The following is a 26,422-nucleotide window of genomic DNA, read 5'->3' as shown; positions in this document are numbered from 1 at the left end:
TGAAATACAATAAAAACAAGCAACCAATACAGAATAGACCGGTTGCTTGTTCTAATTCTACAAAGATTCAGTGTTCTTCTTTTTCCGTCTTTTAAAATAAATAATCCCTGCTACTATGGCGCCTATCACCAGCAGAAGAGGAGAGGTGCCGACGATAAAGACGAAGAGCGTAGCAGCGCCTTCCAGCACAAACTTAATACTCATCATGAACTGCTGCTTTGTTTTGTCCCATGTGCTCACCGGATTGTCGGAGAGGGAAGGAAGAACAGCTTTGCTCTCTTCCATATGAATGGTAACGGTCGCAAAGTCGCTCTGGTTTTTCAAATACTTTATCTTTCCTTTGAGTTGCTCGATTTCCGTTTGTACATTGTTTAAATCTCGGGCAATTTGCAGGAGATCTTCCGTTTTTTGCGCTTTCTTCATAAAACCAAGTAATTGGTTCTCCATTACTTGTTTAGAAGCCAGCCTTGCTTCCAAATCTACATATTCTTCTGTCACATCCCGGCCCTGTATCGTACGGTTTGTTACGTTAACCCCCAGTTTTTCTGCCTGTTCTAAGAAGGTATTGAAATGGGCGGAAGGGATACGGGCGCGAAAATCACCGCGCAGAAGGCTGCTGCCCTCTCCCAGAGTGTATGACTGTGCTTCTACGATATACCCATCCATTTTTTCTACTAAGGCAGTAAGCCCTTTTTGTGCTGTGGCAAAGTCCTTTACGTTTAAAGACAGTTCGGCGTTATACACCATCATGGTGGCAGAGACAGCTTTTGTCTTTTCGGATGAGGGTAAAGGCTTTGCTTCATTCGAGGAAGCGCTCTGCGCGTTATCTGCCTGCCTAATCGGATTCGCGTCTGATACGGCGCTTTCCATCTTTGCATTTTGTGCCCCGCATGCCGCAAGAAAAAGAATAAGAACTAATCCTATTCCTGGCCAGGTTGTCTTTTTTCTTTGTTTCATTTCTTTCCCCCCTTTTGGTTTGTGACTTTTTATTGCTGGGACGACTCTTTTTTATCTATAACTTTACAATAAATGTTAATCACGCGGGCTATTCAAAAAGAAACCGTAACGAAGACGAAAAACGGCTACATCCTTTCCAATATAGCGGCTACCTTTGCGCTAATAAATGGCGGAAGTTCATTGTTCGTATGCTTTTCTAAAGCTAGAGCAGCATCGGCCCACTTCTCCAGAGACTGTATGTATTGTTTTCCTTTTTCTTCGCTGGCTTTAGAAGGCGTTCCCAAATAGCCTTCAATGGCCCCTTTCTCTTTCCATGTACCGGGCTCCCGCATATTTTCGATTGCCCTTTCCGGAAGATAAGGCAGCTTTTCGCTTTTCACCAACTCAGGGTGCAAATGCAGCATCATGGAAGTTTCATATTCCCCGGCATGAATGTCCGGAATAGAAGAAGGTGCTTCTTTCCTTTTGCTTGTGTTTGAGATAGAGAATCCGAACACCCACTGTACCAGCGGCTCAACGATTTGTATGGCGCATTCTTTTTGGGCGAGCTGTATACCCGCATGAATACAAGCAAGATGAGCCGGAGATGCGTGTGGAGATACAATTACACATTTCGTAAATCCCCATCGTGTGACATTGAGCAACGTTTGATGAATCAGTGCGGCAAACAACGTTTCAGGTAACGAAATGGTTCCGGGGAAGTCAGCGGATTCAACGGCAACACCTAATGGAATAAGAGGAAATATGTATGGCTTTAGGGAAGAGGTTTTCTGCAGTTTCATAGAAGAGCGTCTGCAGGCTTCCTCGGCTATTATACAATCCACTCCTGCGGGCAAATGAGGACCGTGCTCTTCTATCGGAGCAATCGGAAGAAACAGCACACTTTTATCGAATTGAATACGTTCAATCTCTTCCCAGGACATCTTGGCTATATACATATCTTTCACCCTCGCTTATGGAAAAATAAATCCTCTACTCAATTTACCAAATTATTTAACAATACTATATCATTTTTTCTAATGAATCCAGGATAGAGCCACTATGTAAATTGATTTCTATCAGGGGAAGGACGATAAAGTTGCCGTACATAAACATCAAATTAGCCAAAGGACGACCGCAACGCCCGTGAGTTTTTCTTATGCCCAGATGTCGGCGCGACAATATAGACGGATACATAGGATATATAAGGTAAGCGAAAGGAGGGAAAAGAGATGTATTACGGAACATGGGGAGGGCAGGTCTATCCTTCCTACAGGCAGATGCCGGCCGCAACGCCGGTTCCAACAGTGGCGACAGCAAGAATTCGCGGGGGACCGCTGGCTCCCGGCATTAAGGGAACGGTGCAGTTTAGCCCGGTCCAGGGAGGCACATGGGTGTCCGTCTATGTGGAAGGACTTCCCCCGTATCAGCCGGCGAAAGGGAACAAGGCGCCCATCGGTCCATTCGGCTTTCATCTTCATGAGTTTGGAGACTGCAAGGTAGGCGATCCTGCCGAACCGTTTATGGCCGCTGGCGAACACTGGAACCCGGCCAAGCAGCCGCACGGTAACCATGCGGGGGATTTTCCAGTGCTATTCTCCAACGGCGGAAGAGCCGTGATGGGATTTTTCACGGATAAATTCACGGTTTCCCAGGTGATTGGCAAATCCGTCATCATTCACGAGAACCCGGACGATTACCGTTCGCAGCCGGCCGGAGATGCAGGCAGACGCCTTGCATGCGGTGTGATTAAGCAAGGATACTAATATCAGCAGGCAGGCATTCCGGTGTGACGATGCTTGCCTGTCTCATATATACCACTCGTTCTTTTGTAAACAAAATTGAGATTATCAGGCGTAGAGAACGAAAAATCAATTTACATACAGAACATACGTTTGCTAAAATAGAAATGAATTCAGCTTAGATTAAACGAAAAAACAAAGGTTTACGAAGGAGGCAGAAAATTATGTTTACTTCAATCGAACATTTTTTGCAGGCCTGGGAATTTGATATGAAACATGACCTTTCAGGGCTAGCCCCTTTTTACTCCTTCAAATTAAGAATATAAAAAACAATTGACATACATAAAAAGCGTAGCATCGTGTAAAGAATGGCAAACAGGCTGTGGGTTGCTCTGCAGCCTGTTCTATTTATAGCTTTTTTCTTTTTGTAACTCTATTGAGATTGGAATTTGATATCATGAAAATATAAGTTTACCATTTTTTACTTGAAAGCAGTCTAAAAATTCATGGAGTCTGTTAATACTACTTGATATGCAGACACTCCTCAGAGTAGTATTTTCAACTCCAAACAATGGGGTGGAATGAGTGTCCTTTTGGCAAAAGATAAAAGAAAGAATAAAAAAATGGCTGCCCGTAGGACAGGAGGAACAAAAGGACATGGAATTTGAACAGCTTGAGTCTGATATCCTTACTCCTGATATGACCGAAAATGAACCTATACTACTCCCTTCTTTAATGGCGTCAACCCAAACGAACCTTCCTTATCAGGTGATGGAAAGATACCATGACAGTAAATACTGGGGATGGACAGAACGAATTAGAGGGCATCAGGACCGGTTAACACAAGAGAAATTTATTCTGGAAATTGAGTGTAAGGATGAGGAGATCGTTCGGTATTTTGGATCCTCGCAACCGGCTTCCTATGATGTACTTCTTCATTACTTGCCTGCATCAAAGAAATTACATCAAAATCCGGTTTTGCTTGTCCATGGTGCCGCACATCATGCAAACCTGTCCTGGTGTGAATCTTTGCATCAGGAAAAAGGGCTTCTCTATTCATTATTATCATCAGGAAGAGATGTATTTGCGGTTAGCTTTGCCCATTCCCATGGCGATAACTGGCAGCAAGCAATTCAATTATCGAACATTATTCGACGAATCAAGGAAGTGGTGCAGACAGATAAAATCGATTTGATTGCCCACAGTAAAGGAGGAGTGCCCGCATGGATCTATTTGGCAGGGCTCTGCAGTCCATGGGATGCACAATATCAAGGGGAAGTGGAACGGTATATGATGTTGGGAACACCGAACCGGGGATTAGATTTTCCCTTTCGCCATATCTTCCCTAATTGGTCTGTCATCCAGATGGGGATCAGTGCGCCGATTGCTTGTGATTCCATCCTGTATTATGGACGTTATATAGATACGACGAAGCGAAGTATTTATCGTGATGGTGGTGCGTTTCCGGGTTCCTGTCAGCTCCTGTATCGCTGGGACGATAAATACCCCGTTCAGATGCAATCCAAAACCTTATACTATGGCGGACAAAATATTTTTCTTCATTCCAGGGGCATCGATGCTGCGATTCGGGAAGGAGATCATCTGATGGAGAAGCTACTGTCTTCACCGATTGATAGCCAGATCGAAGTCCATATACTGGCGGGTAATCAACCTTATTTTAATGGCATACGTGGGGAGCAAGATGCGGAAAGCGACGGGCTTGTATTTGTAGATAGTGTCCTTTTTACCGATGGAATCGCTCCTTCCCCCAATCAAGTCAAACGAAAAGATGTTCTGCCTCTTAATCATTTGGAACTGCTTTATCATCCGGATGCGCATCAATGGGTGTTGGACGGATTTTCATTGAGTTATAGTAACCTTGTCAATGAACCCGTATGATTGTGCTTTCTCTGCATCCATAAGCATATAAAGCCGGTCAAGTGGATAGATGATACAGTGAATAGAGAGGGGAAGCACCATGCGAAAAATCGCAGTGTTGACAAGCGGCGGAGATGCCCCGGGTATGAATGCCGCGGTACGTGCGGGATGGGAGTTTGAACGTATTCTTTGGGCGTGACGATCTCTTAACAAATAAGAGGATAAGGATGCAGTAGTATGCTCGCCCTATCCTCTTTTCCATTTCTTTTTATTTTCACCTATCAGTTTCTTCTTTGCGTTTCTTTCCAACCGTCAGCAGTATGGTAATGAGAGAAAAAGCGATCAGTGCCAGGAACGGGATGGTGATGAACCCCAGATAGTTAATGTACTGGCCGCTGCATGGAACGCCTGTCGTACAGGGAAGCACGTTCTGCATGCCCGGCACTTTCTGCTCCAAATAATGAAACAGGGAAATGCCCATTCCAATGATACTTAACGTCCTGGCGTACGGAATGATTGCATGATCGTCCTTGTAAGCGGCCATTCCCAGCAAAATGACGAGCGGATACATGCAGATGCGCTGAAACCAGCACAGCTTGCAGGGCTCGAACCGCATAATTTCGCTGAAATACAGGCTTCCACAGAGCGCGACGAGCGAGACAACCCATGCCAGATAAAGGCTGTACGTGTGAAAGAAAAGGCTGGCTCTATCGCGCATCATTTCCCGGTCTCACCTTTGGCCTTTAGGATTATCTCTTTCAGTGCTCTGTAATCAAATGTATCCTCAGCTGATATCGCTTTTCCGTTGATATAGATTGCAGGGGTACCGTCTACGCCCAATTTTTTGACGATCGCCTCATCCGCCTGGACCTCCTGAGCAAACGTATTGTTTTCGATATCCTTTTTTAACTTAGTATAATCCAACGTAAGATTGGCCTCTCTGGCGATTTGTACGAGAAAATCGGGCGTAGCCCAGTTGGTGCGTTCATCTCCCTGTCTCGCATATACCGCTTCGTAAAACTTCCAGAATTCCTCCGGGTTTTGACGATAAATCGCTTCACCAACCATTGCGGCGGTTTTTGAATCTGCTTCAGGACTAATAATAGGGTAGTTAATGAAATACAGTTGAACTTCTCCTTTGTCTATGAAATCTTTCTTTAGCTGTGGCAGGATGGTTTGGTCGAAATGTTTGCATGCCGGACACTTGAAGTCGGCGAATTCGACAATCTTTACAGGTGCGCTCTCCGATCCGAGGGCCGGTTGTTTTCCGTACTGAAATTCTTTTGCCTCCACTGTTTTTTCTGTTTGCGGTCCGGAAGCGACGCCAAAAGCAATAAGGGCTGCGCAGGCGATCAGCACAAGGGCCAGCGTCCATCCCATCAACCGCCGCGTCTTTTTCGTCTTTTCCATCTCCATTTTTTTCTGCTGTTTTTTTGCTTTTTTTCCCGCGTTCGTTTTTCCCATGATTTCCTCCCGGCTTTGATGTTATGGCTTTACTCTTCAACTATAATCTTCTGTGTCTATTGTAAAAAAAGCAACGAAGGAATTGTACATTTTTATAGTGGATAAGTTTTCATTGCTGGTTCTTAAATTCATTTTGAAAAATTGGATAGATTTTCTTGACAAAATCCTATCATTTTTTTATTATCTAATTAAAAGTAATAAAGTTACGTTTTTCAATTAAAAAATCGACTTCGCGGAATAACTCTTAAGGCTGCTAGCAAATGACCATGGTATTTCAGCCACAACCCTGACATGAAAATGATGGGAAGGACGGCTGACTTTTGCGGTATGAAGGAAAAGAGAGGAAAGAATGAGGAGAGGATTTTCATGTAGAAAAAGGCGAAGGCCTTTTTCTTCCTTAGATCTTTTTTCCTCCCTCTTCCTTCATGATTTTCACAGAAAAAAGTAGAAACGGAGGAGAAGAAAATGGAACAACAGACCATTGGAAGAAATACGGTGGAAGAAGTAGTCAAAGCGAGAAGGTCGGCAAACAATTTTGATGAAACCGTAAAAATTTCGAGAGAAGAGTTAAAAGAGATGTTTAATCTGGTGAAGTTCGCTCCTTCTGCTTTCAACCTGCAGCATACCCATTATGTCGTAGTCGACGACGAAGAATTGAAGCTGAAAGTGAAGGAAGTGGCGTATCGCCAGCATAAAGTAGGAACGGCCTCGGCCGCGATTATTGTCTTAGGAGATACGCAAGCCTATACGGACGCCGAGCGAATCTATGAAGGTATGCTACAGCTTGGCATGATGGATGAACAGCAATACAAACAAATCATTGCATCGATTTACGCTTCATACGAGGATAGAGAATTCCAAAAAGAAGAGGCGATCCGTAACGCTGCGCTGTCTGCGATGCAGTTTATGCTCATTGCAAAAGACAGAGGCTGGGACACATGCCCGATGATCGGGTTTGACCCGCAGGGAGTAAGGGAGTTGCTGCAAATCCCGGAACGATTTATTCCTGTGATGATGATTACCATTGGAAAAGAGAAAACGAACAATCCCAGACCCCGTGGATATAGAAAGCCGGTCGGAGAGTTTGTTCATTACGGAACCTTTTCTTCCTGAACCTGTATGCAAAACCCCTCACGCCGAGCTGTGAGGGGTTTTCAGGGTTAGTAAGAAAAGCATTTGTAAGTTTTACACCCGGCGCAAGGCTTCTTCGATAGGAATATCCCGGCGAGAATTTCGATTGCACGATTATACGTCTTCCCGCGCATCGGAAAGGTGAGAGCGACCCAAGAGTTTCTACAGCAGGCCATAAGGCTATTCTTTGATCGCTGCTATACGAAGGCGTTTATAATCTGCCGTCCACTTTCCATTACGGTACAAGTGAGGTTTCGCTTTTTGAATGATTTTTTGAAAGATCGTTTCCTTTTGGGCCGGGTTAAAATCATGAAAAAAGTCGTCACTGAAGCTCACCAGCCAATGCGTCAGTCCGCGCTCACCATCGTGAAGAGGGGTGGGGCGAGCAAAATGAACCGCATACCGTACATGAAAGCCCTGTTGCTCAAGAAGCATGCTGTATTCTCCTATGCTCGGGAAATACCAGGGATTTCGCTCTGCGGCTGATATGCCGTATTCCGAAAGAACCTCTGTAATACTGTCGATTATGATTTGTACATTTCCTTTGCCGCCGAATTCAGCTACAAAACGGCCGCCGGGTTTTAGCAAATGCCATACGGAAGCAATCACGTCTTCCGGCTGCTTCATCCAATGCAGTGCCGCGTTCGAAAAGGCGGCATCAAATACTTGATCTGTATGAAAGGTGCTTGCATCTGCAACAATGAAGGACAGATCGGGGTATTTCTGTCTGGCTTTTTCAATCATGGACGAGGATAAATCGATACCGAGCGGGAGTGCACCTGCATCGGCAATTTCTCTGGTCAGATCACCTGTTCCGCATCCGATGTCGAGAATGTGCTCCCCTTCTTGCGGATTTAACAAGCGGACAACCTCTTTTCCATACTCGGATACGAATGAAATCTTGTCGTCGTACAAATCGGCGTTCCATGTGTTTATAGAGTTTTTATTCACACCTGCTCACTCCTTATGGTTCACGTAATAACTCTCTCTTCCTTCTTTTTATCACTTTTTTGACGATAAGAGAAATATATAATTCCTAATTAATTGATAGGATTTTCCTATATCTACTGTTTATTCATCTTTCCTTTATGAACAGATGATAATAGAGAGGAAGACAAAAAATCCTTAGGTCAACCGCTGACCTAAGGGTTTCTGATAGTAAAATTGAAATCATTCCCTCGTTCTTTTCTCCTTTTTCTTCGGACCGCAAAAGTCAGCCGTGCTTCCTTTCATTTTCACGGCAGGGCTTGTGGCCAATTGGCCATGATGGTTTTGTTAGATTTATCGCCCGCTTCTGCTTTATATTGGAGCGCATCTCTTCGAAGGCCCCTGAGCCAAGGAGTACACCGAATAAAATAAAGATAAAGCCAAGAATTTGTTCCATGACGATTCTTTCGCCCAGGAAAATAGCTGCTCCTACCAAAGAGAAAAAAGGACTTAAATTCAAGAAAATGGCAGACTCCGCCGCGCCAACATTTCCGATGGCCTGATTGTAGATCATATGGCCGATAGCCGTGGCAATGATGGCGGATGCAAAGAAGATAACCCACATTCCAATAGATCCGTGTGCCATACTCTTTATACCGCCGGGCTCAAGGAATAAGCCAAGAATGAACAAGAAGACCGATCCTATCACTAGCATATATCCGGTCATCAGTCTTGGATCCAGGGTACTGGACGCCTTTCTAATCAAAATAAAGCTGATTGCTTGAGCAAAAACGGAGACAAACACATTCACATCCCCCATTGAAATACCGTTTATGCCGCTGTTGCCTTTCAGCACAATAAACGATACGCCGGTAATCCCTAAAAGAATCCCGATGACACGCATAACCGAAAATCGGTTCCCTAAAAAAAGCGCCGCTAAGATTGCGGTCAGAAGCGGCCCCATTCCTAAAATCAGTCCGCCGTTGGAGGCGGATGTTTTCGTAAGTCCAACAGATAGAAAATAATGGTGGGCCACTACATTCAACAGCCCGCCAAAAAAGATATAACGAAATTCCGTCTTTGTCAGCATGCGTACCTTCTTAAAACAAAAAAGGATGATAAATACGCTTACGCCTGCGGCAAAGATGCGAAAAGCCGTCATGGTCACCGGCATGAAGTTGGTCACCAGAACCTTTACAGCCGTGACGTTAAATCCCCATACGATCATTGTGCAAAATAAAATCAGGTATACTCTGTATTTGCTCAATCTGTCCACCCCTTCCCTGGATCGTGCATCATACGATAAAAAAGGAAGAGAATCTTGATGATTCATCCTTCTTTTTGGTTATTATCTTACCATATTTTTATGAAACTTCCTGCTTTTTATCTGTTCGAATATTCGTTGGGCGCTTTTGTGGATACAATGATTACCGGATAAGAATAAGGGGAATATTTTTACTGGAATCATGTAGATTTTTCTATCATTCTGGTGGCGGCACCTCATACTGCGCTTTTTCAATGATTGCATAAACCAGTCTGCGATAGGCGTTCTGCACTTCCTGTTCGCTGGCGTTCTCTTTGGCGAGCACGGCCTCTGCCTGTGCAATGGCTGCAGCGAATGTATCGGATAGTCCCGGCGGATATTGATAAGGATTTTCCTTAATCTCTTGCCATGCGGACCTGGCGATGCGAAGTTCCATGATCAGGTTCCATTTGTCGGCCGGAAGCCCATGCTGGCGGGTATAGAATTCAGCTTGCGCGGTTTGAAGGGAGTGGATGGCTCCATCTGTCTCTCCCCGTCCCGCCTGTTTGCTGGTGGCTGTCTGCTTTGCACGTTCGACGGCTTGACGCAGCGCTTCAATGGCTTCTGCCGGAAATTCCCCTTCTGTGTCTCCTGCACGGGATGCGGAGAGTTCTGCTTCGGCATGACGTATGGTTTCATTCAGCCATAGGTAATCCGATGGAGACGCTTCCGCTTTTCGATAGCGGGACAACGCTTCTTTAAGTATTGCATCAGTCGTACCGGAAAGAGCGTAAGGCGAGGAACCCCACTTGTTGATGTCTTCCCCTTCTTCACTTTCAACTTGAACGTTGAAATGAATACCTTCTACCGGTTTGGCCACTATTGCATCGTCCAGTATACCGAAGGTTTCCCTGGGTAAGAGAAGTGTCATGCGCGTCCCGGTCTTATCTTGATCTGTCAGAACACCGTCGTTATCGCTATCAAAGCGGACGGAACGTGCCAGCACTTTTGCGGTGGGTGGAAGCGGCTGACCGGCAATCCAATAATGTACGCGCGCCCGAGCATCGGCGGAGAGAATCGTATTGAACTGAAGGACGACCACATCCTCATCCGCTTCCGGTTTTTTGTCGGCATTCACGTTATCGATGGCGATTCCCCAGGCTAACGCAGGAGGCTCAGTATGCTTGTGTGGTAAAAGCAGGGACGGGCGAATGTCAATGGTGCGTCTGAGAATGTCGGCTTGATTGCCTGCATCGTCCGAGAGATTTCGAACCGCCAGCTCCCATCGGCCAGGTGCTAAAGCGACTTCATTAGGAAGTGTCAGTGTGTAAGTTGTATCGTCTCTGGCTGTAAGAAATCCGGTAACGAAAGCAGGGATGTGTTTTCCAGTTTTTCGCGACACGAATTCGAAGGCAGGGGACGGTACAGCCGACTCACCGTTCGAAGGTGTAAGATGCCGGGTAGCCCCCGGGATCTGTACGGGTTCGTCGAATGTGACGGTCAGGGTTTCACGGTCAGACACAGCCGTATACGTAGCTTCCGTTTTCACGATGCGGGGTGGGCGCGTATCGGTAGGAAGCCGAAACTCACGCACAATATCGGTTTGATTGGTGGCAGTGCTTCCCGCATCTTTCGCTTTTCCTTTCAACAGCGTAATCCGTACGCGGTCATATCCTGGCGCACCATATTCCGGTCCACTGTTTTTGGTCTGCAGGATGTCTGTCCAGTCTTTCTTCATATGCAAATAGTAAGTCGTGAAACCGTCGTATTCAAGTGCCACATCTTCATTCAAGCGCACATGTTTTGTCGTCCATTTTGGCTTGCCGTTTTCGTCCCAACCATCCTGGCGTTCGAAACGGATGGCGTCAGCGCCGAGCGGAAGGCCAAAGCCATATACCGACACTGTTTCGGAAGGAAAGCGAAGCACGAATTGCTCCGGAGATTGCATGTGAATCTGAGGTACGGGCTCTACCGGCTTCGGAGAACGAAATTCGATTCTAACATTGTGCAGCCGTTTTCCACTTCTCTGTCCTGCATAATCGGCAACCCCGAATCCCTCCAGCCGGTTCGTCTCACCCGAAGGGGAATAGAGTGAACGGGCTCCCTGGTTTAATTCCAGCATGGCGAAGCGGCGAAAATCGCCGAAGAGCCGGCTTTTCGCCGTCTCCGGCTTCACAGAAACCAGGCGCGCGTATATGTCATGCCCATTCAATCTCCAGAACTCGAATCCGCTGCTGCGCGGGCCGGTATACACCGGCTCATCGAATTCAAGAAGGAACGAACCGCTTCCCGTTTGCCGCATGTTTTTAAGCGCAGGAAGCTTGGCGTCTTTTAGGACAAAGGCTGCATAGCTGGTCGCAAAAATTGGCTTCTGCCGTAAATCACGAATTTCCACGGTGACAAGCGCGGCTTCCTCCAGAGGCTGTTCCTGCCCGAATCCCAGACGAAGCACACGGGAATTTTCTCTGGCGATATGCCGTACCGGGATGCTTTTACCACGGCTTGTTACTTGTAGAAGAATGTCCTTGTCAAGCCAGGCCTGACGTAGAGCTTCGAAATCGAAAGGGCGGGCAAATGTAACATAAATATCGCTTGCGCGGTCGGAAGCAGCTTGCGTGATAGGTATCCCTTTCTTCTCGGCCTTAGTAAAGAAAGTCGGTAGCTCGGGCGAGGAAGTCGTATGTTCGGGCTGAATGATAGGTGAGGCGAAGGCTTGTACTGGAACTGGCGCTAGCAATCCAAACAGAAAAAGAACGATAGTGAGACATTGGAAAAAGAAAACAGAGCGGTGCATACAATCCCCCTTGGACATCATTATTTGTTCTTATTGTAAAAAGAAAAAAGAGAATGAAAATGATTCCTTTTCACTCTCTTACTTGTTTAGATATGTTCATCTGTGTATTTAGTAGTATCTTATAAGCTTTTTGCATCGTGCGAGTCGATGATCAGGTAATACCGGCATTCTTCTGTTCCCGTATTGATAAATTGGTGTTCCACATCGGCTTCGAAATAAAGGGAGTCTCCTTCTTGTAAATCGTACTCCGTAAGGTCTTTGCCCAATATCACGCGCAGCGCCCCATTCGCAACCGTGATATATTCTTTCACGCCTCGTTTATGAGGGGGAAAGACTCCGGATTCCTGTCCCGGCGGAATGACATTCAATATAAATTCAATCCCTCGGGAGGGAAGCGAAGGAGACAGGAGGTAACGGCTGAAACCGGATTGCTCATCTTGATAGACTAATCTCTTATCCTTTGGAATGAAAAGGCTCTCTCGTTTTTCATGCTCGCCTAAAAGTTGTGACAGTGTCATATGAAGAGCTTCCGCTATTTGACAAGCGACCTGGATGGTTGGATTTTTTTCTTCCCGTTCAATTTTCGACAGCATGGAACGGCTGACGCCGCTTCGTTCCGATAATTCCTCCAGTGTCAATCTTTGTTCTTTTCTGGCATTTTTTACGTTTTTTCCAAAATTCATTCATATCCCAGCCTCTTTATTTCCTCTATAGAAGAAAAAATTCTTGATTTTTACGAGTTATATTCTCTATAATGAACACATATCTACTATAGTATATTTTTTTCTACGCATCAACAATGAGGGGGAGACTAATGACAATTCTGCTGGCTCTGTTTCCGATTTTGGTCATTTTCTTGCTGTTGTTTATTCTCAAGCAATCTTCCGTGCGGGCAGGGTTCGGTGCGTATGGGATCGCTATTTTGATTGCGTCTATCACGCCCCGGTTTCATCTGGAAACGGCGCAACTCTTTCATTCGTCTATCAAGGGGGCGCTTATCTCTTCGATTGTCGCCTATGTCCTTCTTTTCGGCATTTTTTTGTTTCATTTGATGAATGAAGAAGGGCTTATAAAAGTCATCGCTTCTTTTATCGCCCACTCTACACCGGACCCTGTACGCCAGGTTTTGCTGCTGGTGGTTGCTTTTTCCCCTTTAGTAGAATCGGTGAGCGGTTTTGGTATTGCCATCATCGTTGTGGCCCCGATTTTGATTGAACTTGGATTTTCCCGTTATAAAGCCACGCTCCTATCCTTGGTAGGTTTAAGTGCCGTTCCCTGGGGAGCGCTGGCAACGGGAACGGTCATCGGATCAAATCTGGGTGGCATTCCTTTGCAAACGCTGGGCTCTGGAAGCGCGATTTTGACCGCTCCCACGTTTCTCTATTTCGCTCTGGTGGCCGTTTATCTTGCAGGAGGAAGGGAAGGTCTTAAAAAAAGAGGGAGAGAGACGATAATAGTTTCAGGATCCCTGGCCGCTTCGGTTTGGTTATTTAACGCCTATATCAGCGTGGAATTGGCTGGCGTGCTGGGAGCGCTCGTCGCAATGGGCGTGGAGCTATTGTTTATTCGCTTTTCTATGAAACGGGCCAAAACAGCATCTCCCTCATTATCCCGGATGACTTCTTCCGCTGCATCCGATCGGGTCCATCGCATCGGAAGCGCGATGCTGCCGTATTTGTTTTTAACGGGATTGTTATTTCTATCCCGATTGATTCCGCCGGTAGAGCGTTTCCTTACATCTCATATGGTTCTTGATTTAGCTGAGTATTCGTTTCAACTGCCGATCTTGTATTCGCCGGGCTTTTCTATCCTCATTACCTGCATTTTTACGATTTTCGTGTTCGGCATTAAAAAGAAGGTTATTTGCAAATCAATCAGGCTAACTATAAAGCAATGGTTTCCGGTCACGTTTTCTACGTTTGCGTTCGTCGCTATGGCAGAGATTATGTCGCAGGCGGGAATGACGGCCATGCTTGCCCAGGCAGCGGCCGCAGCGTTTGGTTCTGCCCTCATGGTCATTTCTCCCATCATTGGAGGTATCGGGGGATTTCTTACGGGGAGCAATACGGGATCCAATGCGATGTTCATTAATCTCCAGGTGCAAGCGGCTCATCACTCCGGGTTCTCTGCAGAGTTGTTTGGTTATGCACAGAATACGAGTGCGTCCCATATGACGATGGCGTCGCCCTCCCGTGTGCTGTTGGGCGTGTCGGTCTCAGGTATTCATACAGCAGAAAATAAGATATTGCGAAAAATCTTTTTGATTGCGACAGTATCTTTGCTGTTAGTAATGATTGCAATGATATCGCTTGAATTTTCTTTATTACACTAATTTTCTGTTATATAATTATTTAGTATGAAGAATTACATATGGCACGGGCAGTGCGATTTTTAAGCAAGGGTTGAGAATGCATATAAATCCATACATTTAGCGGGCTAAAGCGAAAAAGGAGGAGCACCATGTATTTTGAAGAATTTTATACGGGTCAGCGCTTCACCCTGGAGCCTATTACGATAACGGCAGAAGAAATTGATGAGTTTGCCAGGAAGTACGATCCCCAGCCGATCCACATCGATCGTGAGTTTGCCGAGCAGGGCCCCTTTGGTGGTATCATCGCTTCGGGATTTCATACCGCAGGTGTAGTCTGGCGCCAATGGATTGAGAGCGGGAGATTCCGGCACCGAGATTATCGGCGGAAGCGGGCTGGATTATTTGCGCTGGACTGCGCCTGTACGAGCGGGCGACCAATTAACCACCGAAGTAGAAGTAGTAGGGACGAAAGCCTCTTCCAATGGAAAAAGAGGGCTGGTTACGTTGAAATTTACCGTATTCAATCAAGAAAACATTACAGTTATGACCACACAGTGCAATGTGTTCTTAAAAGCGAAGGAAATATAAGCAAGCAGCGGCACGGAATAAGAATCTGTGTCGCTTTTTTCTTTTGCTTTATCTATTCGTCGGAGGTTGCGTTAAAAGCAAAGTAGATACATGGCAAAGCAATACTGTTAATATCCTGTATCAATCGGGCACAAACTACCGGAGAGAACCAACCGGTCCAGAAATGGAGGAGAGCGCAGATGGAAGATACCAGTTTCGCCATCCATCCGGAAAAGGAAAAGAAGGAAAGAACGGACGTATGGCATGACATAGGGAATATGCAGACTTTTACTCAAGTTGACGCTGTCTACAAATTTGTTTGTGATAATGGATATGTGAACATAAGATTCTATCGGAGCGATATCGTTCGTATTGTGATGCATCCCTTCTATGAACCTACAATGGAGACGAGTTTTGCGCTGGTAAAAGAGCCGGAAAATGTGAGAGTAAAAGCGGGCGGGAAGCAAGAGGAAGTCGAATTGCGAAGCGATACGCTATCCGTACAGATAAAGCGTCATCCGTTTCGCATAGCCGTTTATGACAGGAACGGACGTCTGCTGGTAAGCGAAGGAAGACGGGGGATGACGTATACCGCCAGGGGACAAATTATGTGCGTAAAGGATATGCGCGCAACTGACCATTTCTACGGTTTTGGTGAAAAAACAAGCTATTTGGACAAACGCGGAGAGAAAATGACCATGTGGAACAGCGATGTATTTGCGCCGCACAATCCGGAAACGGACCCGTTGTATCAATCCATTCCCTATTTTATGACCATTCGCGAAGGGTATGCGCACGGAATTTTCTTCGACAATACATTTAAAACCGTGTTTGATATGAAATCGGCAAACGATACGTATTCTTTCTGGGCTGAAGGCGGGGAGCTGGATTATTATGTACTGGCTGGCCCTACGCCAAAAGATGTGCTGGAACAGTATACGACATTAACGGGGCGAATGGAGCTGCCCCCCAAATGGGCAATCGGCTATCATCAATCCCGGTACAGCTACCAGAACGAGGCAGAAGTTCGTGATCTTGTAGAGCACTTTCAAAGGAAGAACATTCCACTGGACGCCATTCATTTAGATATTCACCATATGGACGGATACCGGGTCTTTACGTTCGACCGGACCCGCTTTCCGCATCCGCAGCGGCTGCTTCAGGATTTAGAAGAGGCCGGCATTCATGCGGTGCCGATTGTCGATCCGGGTGTAAAAAAAGATCCGGAATATCCGGTTTATCAGGAAGGGATTCGTCAAAATTGTTTTTGCAGATACGTAGAAGGCGCGATGTATTTCGGTGACGTATGGCCCGGCAGCAGCGCGTTTCCGGACTTTACAAGCCGTAGTGTCCGTTCATGGTGGGGGGAGAAGCAGAAGTTTTATACCGATATCGGAGTGGAAGGCATTTGGAATGATATGAATGAGCCGGCCGTGTTCAATGAAACGAAAACTATGGACCCCGAAGTCATACATGACAATGACGGCAATCCAAAAACGCACCGTGAATTACATAACGTGTATGGTTTGTTCATGGCGGAAGCTACGTTCCATGGATTGAAAAAGCACCTGCGCGGAAAGCGCCCTTTTGTGCTTACGCGAGCCGGGTATGCGGGTGTGCAGCGGTATGCAGCCGTCTGGACGGGAGACAATCGGAGCTTCTGGGAACATTTGCAGATGATGATGCCGATGTGCATGAATCTTGGTATGTCGGGTGTGGCTTTTTCCGGTTCAGATGTCGGGGGATTTGCCCATGACGCGACCGGGGAGCTGCTTGCCCGCTGGACGCAGGCGGGTGCCTTTACACCGTATTTCCGGAATCACAGCAATCTCGGAACGGTACGCCAGGAGCCATGGGCGTTTGGTGAAGAAATCGAAGAAATTGTAAGGAAATACATTCAACTGCGTTACAAATGGCTGCCCTACCTGTATACGTTATTCCGTGAAGCTTATATGACCGGCGCTCCCGTGATGCGTCCGCTGGTCATGGAATATCCGAACGATACACATACCTGGAACCTATCCGATCAGTTTTTGCTGGGCCCGTATGTTATGATTGCGCCCATCACGACACCGTCGACATTTCATCGGGTCGTATATCTGCCTGAAGGAACCTGGTATGATTACTGGACGGACGAGAAAATCAAAGGTGGCAGACACATTATGGTGGAAGCGGATCTGGCAACTTTGCCGATGTTTATCAAAGAAGGTGCTATCCTTCCTGAAGCGGAAGCGAAATCATCAACAAAGACGCCGGACGATGCAATGACTTTTCATATCTATCCTACAGAAGGGGAGACCGAGTATGCATTTTATGAAGATGACGGGGCGACAATACGCTATCAGGAAGGGCACTATTTGGAACAGCGTATTCGCTGTCGGTTTGCGGAGAATGTCGTTACGATTACGGTGGAAGACACTGTGAACGCCTTTACGCCACCATGGAAAAAAGTCGTATTCACACTGCACCATACCACGCCGGATATGTTGATTACATGGAACGGGAAACGAGTCGTGGACGCATTTTTTGATGCAGACAAGAAACGGGCCGTTTTCGAAGTGGTGCGGTAAACGGGTATCGATTTCGTTGACGAAAGAAAATTGACTTTCGAACATGGTGGAAGAACGGACGACAATACGGTAGGATAATAAAAGCGTACTGTTGTCGAAGCAGGAAATGGACAGAGGTGGGTAAAACAAAATGAGCATAGCAGATCAAATCTACAAGAATTTAGTCAATGATGTAATAGAAAACGGTGATTGGGATAAAGACCAAAACGTTAGAACGAAATGGGCGGACGGTACACCTGCGTATACGAAAAGCGTAATTTCAAAACAAATTACATTTGATAATACCGAAGTGCCCATTTTGACGACAAAGCGAGTCGCCTGGAAATCGGCCATCCATGAACTTCTCTGGTTTTATGTCAAACGGACAAGCGATTGTGCGTACCTGGATGAAAACAACGTAACGATATGGAAAGAGTGGACAAACAAAAACAATAATATAGGCAAAGCCTATGGCTATCAGCTGGGAAAACCAATCATGCTTAAAGGCAAAATAACCAATCAAGTACACAATTTGATTGAGGAATTGAAAAACAACCCCGCTTCCAGAAGACACGTCATCTCTTTATGGAATATTGACGATTTGGATCAAATGGCCTTATACCCCTGCGTATGGAATAACCAGTGGCTGGTTAAACAGGGAAAATTGCATTTGATTGTTCAAGTCCGCTCCAATGATCTGGCGTTGGGAAATCCATTCAATGTGTTCCAGTATTACGTGCTGCAAAGAATGGTGGCCCAGGTGACGGGATATGAGCTGGGAACACTAACCTTTAATATTAACGACTTACATATTTACGAACGACATATCGAGCCGTTGCAGGAGCAAATCCAGCGTGAGCCATATCCTGCACCTGAACTCTGGATTAATCCGGACATCAAAAACTTTGATGATTTTACGATTGACGATTTCAATTTGGTAAATTATCAGCACCATCCTGCTATTAAAATGGAGGTGGCGATTTAATGCTTTCCATGATTCTCGCCATGGATAAAGAGAGAGGAATCGGCAAAGAGAACAAGCTGTTATGGCATATTCCAGAGGATCTTCAGTACTTTAAAAAGCTCACAAGCAGTCGAACCGTCATCATGGGAAGGAAAACCTTTGAATCGATTGGAAAGCCGCTTCCTAACAGAACAAACATTATTTTGACAAGGAATACGTCTTACAAGGCGGAAGGCTGCCTTGTGTATCATTCTATAGATGATATCTTATCAGAAATTGTAGAGCCGGGAGGGAAGAGAGAAACTTTCATTATCGGTGGCGAAGAAGTATACCGCCTATTTCTGCCGCATGCAGACAGGCTCTATGTTACGCAGGTGAATGCCGTTTTTGATGCGGATACTTTCTTTCCGGAAATTTCAAAAGAAGAATGGGAACGCACTTCTAAGAAAAAGGGATCACGGGACACACCATACGAATATTACTTCGAGGTGTATGAACGGAAAGGAAGACGGTATGAATCAGCTGATACAGGACAGCACAATAAAAGAAGTACTACTGAATACGTTTGTTGATGTCATGGAGTTCGCGTAATAATTGCTCGACTTCCGTTTCATTCAGGCGTACGGGGAGCTGGTCGTTTACGGTCATCGTATAGGAACCGTGGCTCTCCTTCGTTTTCACAAGATGGTTATAAATGGCCCGGAGTTGACTGGCTTTTAACACGGATTGAGTCGGAATGTTTTTGACGCTTGTTAAGACGAATTCATTGGCGTCTTGATCAAACTCGCCGGAGAAAATAGTACCTTCTATATGGTGCATTTCATGCTCCTCCTTTTTGTGCCAAATATGTGTTAACACAGTGAAGCCTTGTCTTTTCTAAGGTACCCATTGCCATTTTTGGATATTCATCCATTCTTATTCGTGTTATGATGGTATTGAAGTAACTGGGATTTAATTGAAAAAGGGGAGGAATACGACGATGTTTGGAAAAGTAGCGGCTGATATGCTTGGACTTAGCGATGTGGGGACGGTCATCAAACCGGAAAACTACGACAAAGCCGATGCCGATGACTATGTTATGCGTGAAGACAACGAGAAAATATATTTTCTAATCAAATCAAAATCAGATGAATATTGCTTTACGAACAAAGCTTTGATTCATCTCGACGGAACGAGTGCGACAAGCAAAAAGCGCACGCTTCGCCGCTATCCGTATTATACTTATAAAATTTCGGATGTTGTGCTTGAAACGGCCGGTACGGTCGATCTGGATGTTGAAATCAAATTCAACATCGGATCGCAACCTTATTCGATCGATGTACACAAGAAGCATCTCGAAGAGCTGAAGGACTTGTACAAAGCGCTTCTGATGATTGCCGAGATTTCACACGAAAATGAAGTGGCTTTAGGGTTTGCAAGGCAAAGCCTTGATTTGGCTTCTACTACCTTAACCCGGGTGGCAAGTACGGAAAATAATTTGGTCGACCAATTTAAAGGGCTGAACCAGGCGGCTTTCTCCTGGCTGGTTGATAGCAGAGAAAAATATACGGTGAAGGATTTCGGCCCTGTATTTGAGCGGTATATTAACAACTAAATAAAACAAAGGTGAGTTTTCTGGTCGGCAGCCGCTAAAGTAGGTCCGCGTCATTTTTCTTACCATCCACCCTGTCTTTATTCAACAACAGGGTGGATGGCAGAGTTACATTCCGTATTTGACGCTTCGAGGCGCAAGGTTCCCGCTATCTGCTGTTCCATGGTTAAGTCTTATGTCGAAGATAGACTTTGCAAATAAGCCAGACACCGTTTCGCTGTAGCCCTGGGAGCGGTCAGAACAGGAACGGAAGGATGAATCTGCCCGGCTACATGTTCCATGCTATATTGGGAGAGTACAATGACATCAACCTTCCCGTCGATTTGGTGTACCATCTCCCGCACTCTTTTATCATGCTCCTCTTGCTTTCCCTGGAAGAGAAGATGAATAAGGCCCGGATCTACTAATGACTCTACCTGAACATCCGGCTTTTTTTCTCTTAAATAGCTAAGCAGGGCAATGGGTGTTTCTCTAACGGTAGAAATCAATCCGATTCGCTTGTAAGCCAGTGCTTCATCAAGCATCGCCTCGTCCGAACGGAATAGTTTTACAGGATACAGCGGTTGAAGGATGCTTGTTACGTTGTTAAACGCAGAGCATGTGAGCTGAATGCAATTCACCTCGGACTGTGCGGCTAAGTTAACCAGCAAAGAAAAGCGTTGAATAATGTCCGGCGTTAGCGAGCCCTTCTTTTCCATCATGGAAAGCAGGCCGGTGTCCATGAAATGGAGAAGCTCGACATCCGCTTGTTCTTCTCGGAATGCCCTTTCAATGGGTTCTAACGCGGTTGTTGTAGCATGAATTAAGGCGACTTTCATAATGTATTCCTCCCCGGTTTATCGTTTTAGGGCGAGAACATCCCTTCCGCCATCGATGGAAGCGATAGGAAGAGGATGAATCGTCTTCGAATGAAAAATTGAAACTCGCCAAGCCCCCCGTTTTCTTCTCTCACCAGGTGCGCAAAGTAAAAGAAGAAAAGCGCCTTCAGTTTCCGAAACCATTCCGGTGTCTCAACCTTGGCAAGTTAGATCAACCAGTTCTACAACAATACTATACGGCAATCATTGTAATTGGAAGAAACAAAGGATGGAAGAACAAGCAGGGATTCGGGTGTTCACCACCGAAGAGAGCTACACCTCCCAGGCCGATTTCTTGTCCAATGACCCGCTGCCTGTCTATGGCGAATCGACTTCTGCGCCCGTTTTCAGCGGAAAGCGGATCACACGCGGGCTGTATCAGAACGGAACCGGGATCGTATCGTAGAAATATCTATGTAAATAATACGCTTTTTTCGTAAATTATGTTGCTAAGGAGTAAGACACTTGAACATATATCTAGGAGGTTTCACCAGGTAAGTTATCTATTATGGATAACTGGCGATTTTTGGTATAATACAGAATGTAATTAAGTAGTTAATCGTTTTAGAAAGGGTACATATGGAAAAAGGAGTGGGAGCGATGGCAATCGTAGAAGTGACAATCATTCCACTGGGAACAGGATCGGGCAGCGTAAGTGAATATGTAGCAGATGTGCACCGTATCCTGGAAGCGGCCGAAGAGAATATCAAATTTCAGATGACGCCGATGAGTACAATTATAGAAGGGGATCTGCATGATATTCTTGAAGTAGTAAAGCGTATGCATGAGCATCCGTTTACTAAGGGGGCACCGCGCGTCTCCACTTCGATTCGCATCGATGAGCGTCGGGATAAGCCGTCCTCTATGGAACAAAAAATGCAATCCGTGCGGAACAAGCTAAAAAAGTAAGTGTTAGAGAATGGGAGAGAAGAGCATGAGCAAAACATTCAAGATTGCAGTTATTCCTGGCGATGGGATTGGCCCGGAGGTCATCAACGAAGGGATTAAGGTCCTGCAGAAAGTGGCGGAACAAAGTGACTTCCAATTCGAGTTCACGCATTTTCCCTGGGGATGCGAATATTACGTAGAGCACGGCAAAATGATGGCGGATGACGGTATCGAACAGCTAAAATCGTTTGATGCGATTTATTTGGGGGCGGTAGGCTATCCGGGCGTTCCCGATCATATCTCACTATGGGATTTGCTATTGAAGATTCGCAAAGAGTTCGACCAGTACGTCAATATCCGACCGATTACACTGCTGAAGGGAGCACCTTGTCCGCTGAAGAACGTGAAGAGAGAGGACATCGATATGCTGTTCATCCGGGAGAACAGCGAAGGCGAATACGCCGGTGCCGGGGATTGGCTGTTTAAGGGGAAGCCAGAGGAAGTGGTCCTGCAGACAGGCGTTTTCTCTCGCAAGGGAACAGAGCGGATTATTCGCTACGCATTTGAAACGGCGCAAAAAATGAAGAAATCGGTCACCAGCATCAGCAAAGGAAATGCTCTGAATTATTCCATGGTGTTCTGGGACCAGGTCTTTGAAGAAGTGAGCCGGGACTATCCGGATGTGCCAACCTATTCCTACCTGGTGGATGCGGCCAGCATGTTTATGATTACACAGCCGAAGCGGTTTGAGGTCGTGGTGACATCCAATTTATTCGGTGATATTCTTACCGATTTGGGGGCCGCCCTCGCCGGTGGACTTGGTTTGGCTGCCGGAGCGAATATCAACCCGGAGCGAGCGTATCCGTCTATGTTTGAACCGATTCACGGCTCGGCTCCCGATATTGCCGGAAAAGGCCTGGCCAACCCGCTTGCGGCAATTTGGTCTGCCAGTCAAATGCTGGACTTTTTCGGATACGAACAGCAGGGACGGATGGTGCTGGATGCAATCGAGCAATTATTGGTAGAAAAAGAGGTCCTTACCCCGGATATGGGCGGTACCGCTTCCACATCTGAAGTGGGAGATCGGGTGGTTGAGCTTTTGAACAATCGATAAGGATATGCGCGGACAGTCGGATGATACGAACTGTCCGCTTTGTTATGTAGGCTTCGTATGGGCGGTAGGTATCACGTGGATTTGGCAAAGTTTAGTACCATTACCCCCGCAATAATGAGAATCAGTCCAATGAGAATTTGCAGGTTAAAGGCCTCTTTCCAAACCACGACACCGATAATCGCGGTTAGCGCCGTTCCTATCCCTGACCAAATCGCATATGACATGCTGAGCGGGAGTGTCTGAAGTGCCAGGGAAATAAAATAGAAGGCCGATCCGAAGCCTGCCATCACACCCAAACTAGGCAGCAGTTTTGAAAAACCTTCTGACATTTTTAGCATGGAAGTTCCAAAAACTTCGCTCAAAATCGCAATCATTAAAAATACATAGCCGTTCATGATGTATCCTCCCCTACTTAAGCTTAACTTTGGATTTTCATCCAATTTATAACGTATTCCCTCATTGTAATTCATTATCTCACAAAAGGGGTTATTTTCGTATTGAGTAAATGTTCCGGACCTAGAAGATGGCCATGGCTTTTTCGCCGCAGTCCCGACATGAAAATCGTGGGAAGAGCAACTGACTTTTGCGGTACGAAGGAAAAGAGAGAAAAGAACGAGAGAATGATTTCAGGGAATAAATATGTGAAAAAATAAAAAATTAAGATAATATAGAGAATAGAACGGAAAATAAGCATAAGGGGGAAATACAGTGCGAGAAGTAGTCATTGTCGAAGCAGTACGAACGCCGATTGGGAAACGGGGAGGCGCATTGAGTGCCATGCGTCCCGATGATTTGGCGGCACAGGTGTTGAAGGAGTTGGTCGTACGCTCAGGAATCTCTTCTGATATGATTGAAGATGTCATCATGGGGTGCGTATCGCAAAGCGGAGAACAGGCCGGAGACATTGCGAGAGTCGCCGCTCTGCTTGCCGGCTATCCGATTGAAGTACCGGGTGTCACTATTGATCGCCAGTGCGGGTCCAGCCAGCAGGCTGTCCATTTCGCCGCCCAGGCCATTCTCAGCGGGGACATGGACATTGTCGTCGCGGCCGGTGTGGAAAGCATGTCCCGTGTTCCGATGTTTTCCAATTTGCAGGGATCGGAATGGAACGAGAAATTAACCGCGCAGTTCGGTGCATTTAATCAGGGGATTTCCGCTGAACGAATCGCGGAAAAATGGGGATTTAGCCGGCAGCAAATGGATGAATTCGCTCTGGGAAGCCATCAAAAGGCGATTAAGGCCCAGGATGAAGGCTGGTTTGAACGGGAAATCATACCGCTCGATATTCAGCAGCCCGATGGGACGACCGTTCGCGTAACACAGGACGAGGGACCGCGTCGGGAAACGTCGCTGGAGAAGCTGGGCACATTAAAACCCGCCTTTCTTGAAAATGGTCGCATCCATGCAGGCAACGCCAGTCAAATCAGTGACGGGGCAGCAGCGCTTCTGTTGATGTCAAGAAGTAAGGCAGAAGAGCTGGGAATCAAACCGCGGTTTCGTATCGTGGCCCGTTCCGTCGTCGGATCTGACCCGACATTGATGCTGACAGGACCGATCGCCGCTACGCAAAAAGTGCTGCAAAAAGCCGGGCTTACGCTTAATGAAATGGATCTTTACGAGATAAATGAGGCGTTTGCCTGCGTACCAATGGTCTGGCTTATGGAAATGGGAGCGGACCCGAACAAACTAAATCCGAACGGCGGTGCGATCGCGCTTGGTCATCCGCTTGGCGCAAGCGGCGCGCGCGTTATGGTTACGCTGCTGCATGAGATGGAAAGAACCGGGGCCAAATACGGGTTGCAGGCAATTTGCGAGGGACACGGCATGGCAAATGCCACTATCATTGAGCGCTTAGACTGATAAAAAATAAAAGAAAGCGGGGTGAGACTGGACATGGCGACGTTCGATATATTGCTTCAGCATATAGAGCACCAACCTGAGAAAGCGATTACAATTTATGAAGGTCGTGAGACGAGCTACCGTCAGTTGGCGGAGAAGGCGCGCCGATTGGGAAGCTATTTCAGAAGCAAAGGATTGAATCAGGGAGATGCCGTCGCCGTATTGCTTGGCAATACCGATGTCTTTGTTACCTGCTACTTTGCCTGCCAGGCGGCCGGCGTAAGTGTCTTGCCGATCAACACACGACTGGCCCCGAGAGAAATCGAGTACATCCTAAACCATTCAGAAGCGAAGCTACTGGTGTATGACCAAGAATTCAGCGAAACGGTAGAAGAGCTGCTGCCTTCTCTTCCCTTTCTTACGCATTTCATTCATGTAGGGGGAGAAAGCGTGCTTCGAGGCATAGATATTCAGCAGGCGATTGACGAGAGCGAGGAGATGCCTGCGGTAGTTTGCCAGGGAGAGGATACTGCCGTTATTTTCTATACGTCGGGTACGACCGGAAGACCGAAAGGAGTCATGCTCTCCCACGATAACTGCGAAGCCATTGCAAAGATGTGGGCAGAGGCAATGGAACTTACGAAGTTCGAACGGGTTCTCATTGTCGCTCCGCTGTTTCACTGCGCGGCTGCCCACGTGTTCATGCTGCCCACAATTCAGGCGGGCGGTACGCTGGTGATTGAAAAAGGATTCAGCCCGAGACAGACCATGGAAGCCCTTCAGCAGCATAAGATTACGGTATTTTTCGGCGTGCCGGCAATGTACACGCTGCTGTTGAATCAACCGGATTTACATGCGCTGCATGTACCGCATCTCCGCATGCTGACTTACGGGGCGGCGCCCATGCCATATGAATTAATCAAAAAAGTAAAGCAGATTTTCCCTCAGGCGAAGGTGCAGAATTTATACGGACAAACCGAGAACGCGCCGGGCGCCACTACACTGAAGGACCCGCATGCGCTCACGAAAATCGGTTCCGTAGGCCAGCCGCTGCCGGGATGCGAAGTATGCATTGTGGATGATGAAGGATTCGAGGTTCCTGTCGGAGAGGTGGGAGAGATTGCGATCAAAGGCCCTCATGTCATGAAGGGATACCTTAAAAACCCGGAAGCGACCGCACTCGCGATGCGCAACGGCTGGATGCTGAGCGGCGATCTGGGACGCATGGATGAGGAAGGATTCTTATATATCGTTGACCGAAAGAAAGACATGATCATTCGCGGCGGTGAGAACATTTATCCAATTGAAGTAGAAGAAGTGCTGTTTGAAATTCCGACGGTGCTTGAAGCAGCGGTCATCGGCATGCCGCATGAGGTGTATGGGGAAGTGCCGAAAGCCTGCGTGGTCGTAAAGGAAGGAAATACGCTAACAGAACAAGAAGTGATTCAGTTCTGCGAAAAAAGGCTGGCCAGGTATAAGGTGCCGGTTCAGGTTGAATTTCTCGAGGCTCTGCCGCGCAATGCAAGCGGAAAAGTGCTAAAAACGGTATTGCGGGAGAAACAAGGAGAATAATGGTTGAGAGGCGGTTGCTACGAAAGAGCCGCCTTTTTTTCTGTGAAAATCATGA

25 protein-coding genes are annotated in these 26,422 nt (G+C 46.6%); 14 read left to right on the top strand and 11 right to left on the bottom strand.

The genetic code is table 11. The annotated features are described in order from the left end of the window. Positions 1-57: 57 nt before the first annotated feature. Together B2899_RS12700 and B2899_RS12695 are read right to left on the bottom strand one after the other, a co-directional pair. Complete coding sequence (locus tag B2899_RS12700; RefSeq protein ID WP_286886277.1) at positions 58-957, bottom strand: DUF4349 domain-containing protein; 900 nt, start codon at positions 955-957, stop codon at positions 58-60. Between the two features lie 125 nt (positions 958-1,082). Then, a complete protein-coding gene (locus B2899_RS12695; RefSeq protein ID WP_286886275.1) occupies positions 1,083-1,895 on the bottom strand; it encodes a creatininase family protein in 813 nt (270 codons plus the stop codon). Between the two features lie 321 nt (positions 1,896-2,216). Between B2899_RS12695 and B2899_RS12690 the strand changes: the two genes are divergently transcribed. Together B2899_RS12690 and B2899_RS12685 are read left to right on the top strand one after the other, a co-directional pair. Then, a complete protein-coding gene (locus B2899_RS12690) occupies positions 2,217-2,702 on the top strand; it encodes a superoxide dismutase family protein (protein ID WP_286886287.1) in 486 nt (161 codons plus the stop codon). 633 nt (positions 2,703-3,335) lie between these two features. After that, a complete protein-coding gene (locus B2899_RS12685; RefSeq protein ID WP_286886273.1) occupies positions 3,336-4,577 on the top strand; it encodes an esterase/lipase family protein in 1,242 nt (413 codons plus the stop codon). 253 nt (positions 4,578-4,830) lie between these two features. On the opposite strand, the gene B2899_RS12680 is transcribed toward B2899_RS12685, so the two are convergent. Together B2899_RS12680 and B2899_RS12675 are read right to left on the bottom strand one after the other, a co-directional pair. Next, on the bottom strand, positions 4,831-5,277 hold the full coding sequence (locus tag B2899_RS12680; protein ID WP_371863555.1) for a disulfide oxidoreductase: 447 nt from the start codon (positions 5,275-5,277) through the stop codon (positions 4,831-4,833). After that, on the bottom strand, positions 5,274-6,020 hold the full coding sequence (locus tag B2899_RS12675) for a DsbA family protein (protein WP_286886271.1): 747 nt from the start codon (positions 6,018-6,020) through the stop codon (positions 5,274-5,276). The genes B2899_RS12680 and B2899_RS12675 overlap by 4 nt, the downstream gene beginning before the upstream one ends. A 465-nt stretch (positions 6,021-6,485) precedes the next feature. Between B2899_RS12675 and B2899_RS12670 the strand changes: the two genes are divergently transcribed. Then, entirely contained in the window at positions 6,486-7,133 is a 648-nt protein-coding gene (locus tag B2899_RS12670; RefSeq protein WP_146810168.1) for a nitroreductase family protein, read from the top strand. A gap of 198 nt (positions 7,134-7,331) precedes the next feature. On the opposite strand, the gene B2899_RS12665 is transcribed toward B2899_RS12670, so the two are convergent. The 4 genes from B2899_RS12665 to B2899_RS12650 form a co-directional block, all read right to left on the bottom strand. Then, positions 7,332-8,102, bottom strand: coding sequence for a class I SAM-dependent methyltransferase (locus B2899_RS12665; RefSeq protein ID WP_286886267.1), 771 nt, complete (start codon positions 8,100-8,102; stop codon positions 7,332-7,334). Between the two features lie 262 nt (positions 8,103-8,364). Then, positions 8,365-9,354: a DMT family transporter gene (locus B2899_RS12660; RefSeq protein WP_414631776.1), complete on the bottom strand. Its 990-nt coding sequence runs from the start codon at positions 9,352-9,354 to the stop codon at positions 8,365-8,367. 205 nt (positions 9,355-9,559) lie between these two features. Beyond that, positions 9,560-12,115 (bottom strand): Ig-like domain-containing protein, encoded by a 2,556-nt coding sequence (locus tag B2899_RS12655; protein ID WP_286886262.1) that lies wholly within the window; start codon positions 12,113-12,115, stop codon positions 9,560-9,562. A gap of 119 nt (positions 12,116-12,234) precedes the next feature. Beyond that, a complete protein-coding gene (locus tag B2899_RS12650; RefSeq protein ID WP_146810171.1) occupies positions 12,235-12,798 on the bottom strand; it encodes a helix-turn-helix domain-containing protein in 564 nt (187 codons plus the stop codon). Positions 12,799-12,929: 131 nt separating this feature from the next. Between B2899_RS12650 and B2899_RS12645 the strand changes: the two genes are divergently transcribed. The 5 genes from B2899_RS12645 (at position 12,930) to B2899_RS12625 (ending at position 19,078) form a co-directional block, all read left to right on the top strand. Further along, entirely contained in the window at positions 12,930-14,447 is a 1,518-nt protein-coding gene (locus tag B2899_RS12645; protein ID WP_286886259.1) for an L-lactate permease, read from the top strand. A 128-nt stretch (positions 14,448-14,575) separates the two neighbouring features. Further along, positions 14,576-15,100 carry a MaoC/PaaZ C-terminal domain-containing protein gene (locus tag B2899_RS18545; protein ID WP_286886257.1) on the top strand — a complete coding sequence of 175 codons (525 nt, stop codon included), beginning with the start codon at positions 14,576-14,578 and terminating at the stop codon, positions 15,098-15,100. A gap of 93 nt (positions 15,101-15,193) precedes the next feature. Beyond that, positions 15,194-17,563 (top strand): glycoside hydrolase family 31 protein, encoded by a 2,370-nt coding sequence (locus B2899_RS12635; RefSeq protein ID WP_286886254.1) that lies wholly within the window; start codon positions 15,194-15,196, stop codon positions 17,561-17,563. Positions 17,564-17,693: 130 nt separating this feature from the next. Beyond that, entirely contained in the window at positions 17,694-18,527 is an 834-nt protein-coding gene (thyA, locus tag B2899_RS12630; protein ID WP_286886252.1) for a thymidylate synthase, read from the top strand. Beyond that, positions 18,527-19,078 carry a dihydrofolate reductase gene (locus B2899_RS12625; RefSeq protein ID WP_286886250.1) on the top strand — a complete coding sequence of 184 codons (552 nt, stop codon included), beginning with the start codon at positions 18,527-18,529 and terminating at the stop codon, positions 19,076-19,078. The genes thyA and B2899_RS12625 overlap by 1 nt, the downstream gene beginning before the upstream one ends. On the opposite strand, the gene B2899_RS12620 is transcribed toward B2899_RS12625, so the two are convergent. Then, positions 19,059-19,325, bottom strand: coding sequence for a hypothetical protein (locus tag B2899_RS12620; RefSeq protein ID WP_146810177.1), 267 nt, complete (start codon positions 19,323-19,325; stop codon positions 19,059-19,061). The genes B2899_RS12625 and B2899_RS12620 overlap by 20 nt on opposite strands. 160 nt (positions 19,326-19,485) lie before the next feature. Here B2899_RS12620 and B2899_RS12615 point away from each other — a divergent pair, with 160 nt between their 5' ends. Next, positions 19,486-20,100: a PH domain-containing protein gene (locus tag B2899_RS12615; protein ID WP_146810178.1), complete on the top strand. Its 615-nt coding sequence runs from the start codon at positions 19,486-19,488 to the stop codon at positions 20,098-20,100. A 170-nt stretch (positions 20,101-20,270) separates the two neighbouring features. Here B2899_RS12615 and B2899_RS12610 read toward each other — a convergent pair whose 3' ends face one another. Beyond that, positions 20,271-20,915: a hypothetical protein gene (locus tag B2899_RS12610; protein ID WP_286886247.1), complete on the bottom strand. Its 645-nt coding sequence runs from the start codon at positions 20,913-20,915 to the stop codon at positions 20,271-20,273. Positions 20,916-21,183: 268 nt separating this feature from the next. Here B2899_RS12610 and B2899_RS12605 point away from each other — a divergent pair, with 268 nt between their 5' ends. From B2899_RS12605 to B2899_RS12595, 3 genes are all read left to right on the top strand, one after another. Beyond that, positions 21,184-21,360, top strand: coding sequence for a hypothetical protein (locus B2899_RS12605; protein ID WP_286886245.1), 177 nt, complete (start codon positions 21,184-21,186; stop codon positions 21,358-21,360). Positions 21,361-21,554: 194 nt separating this feature from the next. Further along, complete coding sequence (locus tag B2899_RS12600; RefSeq protein ID WP_286886242.1) at positions 21,555-21,863, top strand: MTH1187 family thiamine-binding protein; 309 nt, start codon at positions 21,555-21,557, stop codon at positions 21,861-21,863. Positions 21,864-21,888: 25 nt separating this feature from the next. Next, positions 21,889-22,956 carry a tartrate dehydrogenase gene (locus B2899_RS12595; protein WP_146811820.1) on the top strand — a complete coding sequence of 356 codons (1,068 nt, stop codon included), beginning with the start codon at positions 21,889-21,891 and terminating at the stop codon, positions 22,954-22,956. 71 nt (positions 22,957-23,027) lie between these two features. On the opposite strand, the gene B2899_RS12590 is transcribed toward B2899_RS12595, so the two are convergent. Continuing rightward, positions 23,028-23,351 carry a DMT family transporter gene (locus B2899_RS12590; protein WP_146811819.1) on the bottom strand — a complete coding sequence of 108 codons (324 nt, stop codon included), beginning with the start codon at positions 23,349-23,351 and terminating at the stop codon, positions 23,028-23,030. 313 nt (positions 23,352-23,664) lie between these two features. On the opposite strand from B2899_RS12590, the gene B2899_RS12585 reads away from it, so the two are divergent. Next, positions 23,665-24,816, top strand: coding sequence for a thiolase family protein (locus B2899_RS12585; protein WP_286886239.1), 1,152 nt, complete (start codon positions 23,665-23,667; stop codon positions 24,814-24,816). Between the two features lie 33 nt (positions 24,817-24,849). Further along, positions 24,850-26,367 (top strand): class I adenylate-forming enzyme family protein, encoded by a 1,518-nt coding sequence (locus B2899_RS12580; protein ID WP_286886236.1) that lies wholly within the window; start codon positions 24,850-24,852, stop codon positions 26,365-26,367. Positions 26,368-26,422 lie beyond the last annotated feature (55 nt).

The organism is Aneurinibacillus sp. UBA3580 (assembly GCF_002375825.1).
Classification (GTDB): domain Bacteria; phylum Bacillota; class Bacilli; order Aneurinibacillales; family Aneurinibacillaceae; genus Aneurinibacillus; species Aneurinibacillus danicus.
Note: the sequence above shows the minus strand (reverse complement) of the source record. Positions and strands in the feature narration are given on the sequence as shown.

What these genes read in the sequence shown, in the direction of transcription:
- B2899_RS12655 (WP_286886262.1), bottom strand. Translation starts at nt 12,115, where the DNA reads ATGCACCGCTCTGTTTTCTTTTTCCAATGTCTCACTATCGTTCTTTTT.
- B2899_RS12695 (WP_286886275.1), bottom strand. Translation starts at nt 1,895, where the DNA reads ATGTATATAGCCAAGATGTCCTGGGAAGAGATTGAACGTATTCAATTC.
- B2899_RS12600 (WP_286886242.1), top strand. Translation starts at nt 21,555, where the DNA reads ATGGCAATCGTAGAAGTGACAATCATTCCACTGGGAACAGGATCGGGC.
- B2899_RS12675 (WP_286886271.1), bottom strand. Translation starts at nt 6,020, where the DNA reads ATGGGAAAAACGAACGCGGGAAAAAAAGCAAAAAAACAGCAGAAAAAA.
- B2899_RS12580 (WP_286886236.1), top strand. Translation starts at nt 24,850, where the DNA reads ATGGCGACGTTCGATATATTGCTTCAGCATATAGAGCACCAACCTGAG.
- B2899_RS12685 (WP_286886273.1), top strand. Translation starts at nt 3,336, where the DNA reads ATGGAATTTGAACAGCTTGAGTCTGATATCCTTACTCCTGATATGACC.
- B2899_RS12610 (WP_286886247.1), bottom strand. Translation starts at nt 20,915, where the DNA reads ATGAAAGTCGCCTTAATTCATGCTACAACAACCGCGTTAGAACCCATT.
- thyA (WP_286886252.1), top strand. Translation starts at nt 17,694, where the DNA reads ATGAGCATAGCAGATCAAATCTACAAGAATTTAGTCAATGATGTAATA.
- B2899_RS12690 (WP_286886287.1), top strand. Translation starts at nt 2,217, where the DNA reads ATGCCGGCCGCAACGCCGGTTCCAACAGTGGCGACAGCAAGAATTCGC.
- B2899_RS12700 (WP_286886277.1), bottom strand. Translation starts at nt 957, where the DNA reads ATGAAACAAAGAAAAAAGACAACCTGGCCAGGAATAGGATTAGTTCTT.
- B2899_RS12650 (WP_146810171.1), bottom strand. Translation starts at nt 12,798, where the DNA reads ATGAATTTTGGAAAAAACGTAAAAAATGCCAGAAAAGAACAAAGATTG.
- B2899_RS12615 (WP_146810178.1), top strand. Translation starts at nt 19,486, where the DNA reads ATGTTTGGAAAAGTAGCGGCTGATATGCTTGGACTTAGCGATGTGGGG.
- B2899_RS12605 (WP_286886245.1), top strand. Translation starts at nt 21,184, where the DNA reads ATGGAAGAACAAGCAGGGATTCGGGTGTTCACCACCGAAGAGAGCTAC.
- B2899_RS12680 (WP_371863555.1), bottom strand. Translation starts at nt 5,277, where the DNA reads ATGATGCGCGATAGAGCCAGCCTTTTCTTTCACACGTACAGCCTTTAT.
- B2899_RS12670 (WP_146810168.1), top strand. Translation starts at nt 6,486, where the DNA reads ATGGAACAACAGACCATTGGAAGAAATACGGTGGAAGAAGTAGTCAAA.
- B2899_RS12620 (WP_146810177.1), bottom strand. Translation starts at nt 19,325, where the DNA reads ATGCACCATATAGAAGGTACTATTTTCTCCGGCGAGTTTGATCAAGAC.
- B2899_RS12625 (WP_286886250.1), top strand. Translation starts at nt 18,527, where the DNA reads ATGCTTTCCATGATTCTCGCCATGGATAAAGAGAGAGGAATCGGCAAA.
- B2899_RS12635 (WP_286886254.1), top strand. Translation starts at nt 15,194, where the DNA reads ATGGAAGATACCAGTTTCGCCATCCATCCGGAAAAGGAAAAGAAGGAA.
- B2899_RS12590 (WP_146811819.1), bottom strand. Translation starts at nt 23,351, where the DNA reads ATGAACGGCTATGTATTTTTAATGATTGCGATTTTGAGCGAAGTTTTT.
- B2899_RS12645 (WP_286886259.1), top strand. Translation starts at nt 12,930, where the DNA reads ATGACAATTCTGCTGGCTCTGTTTCCGATTTTGGTCATTTTCTTGCTG.
- B2899_RS12595 (WP_146811820.1), top strand. Translation starts at nt 21,889, where the DNA reads ATGAGCAAAACATTCAAGATTGCAGTTATTCCTGGCGATGGGATTGGC.
- B2899_RS18545 (WP_286886257.1), top strand. Translation starts at nt 14,576, where the DNA reads ATGTATTTTGAAGAATTTTATACGGGTCAGCGCTTCACCCTGGAGCCT.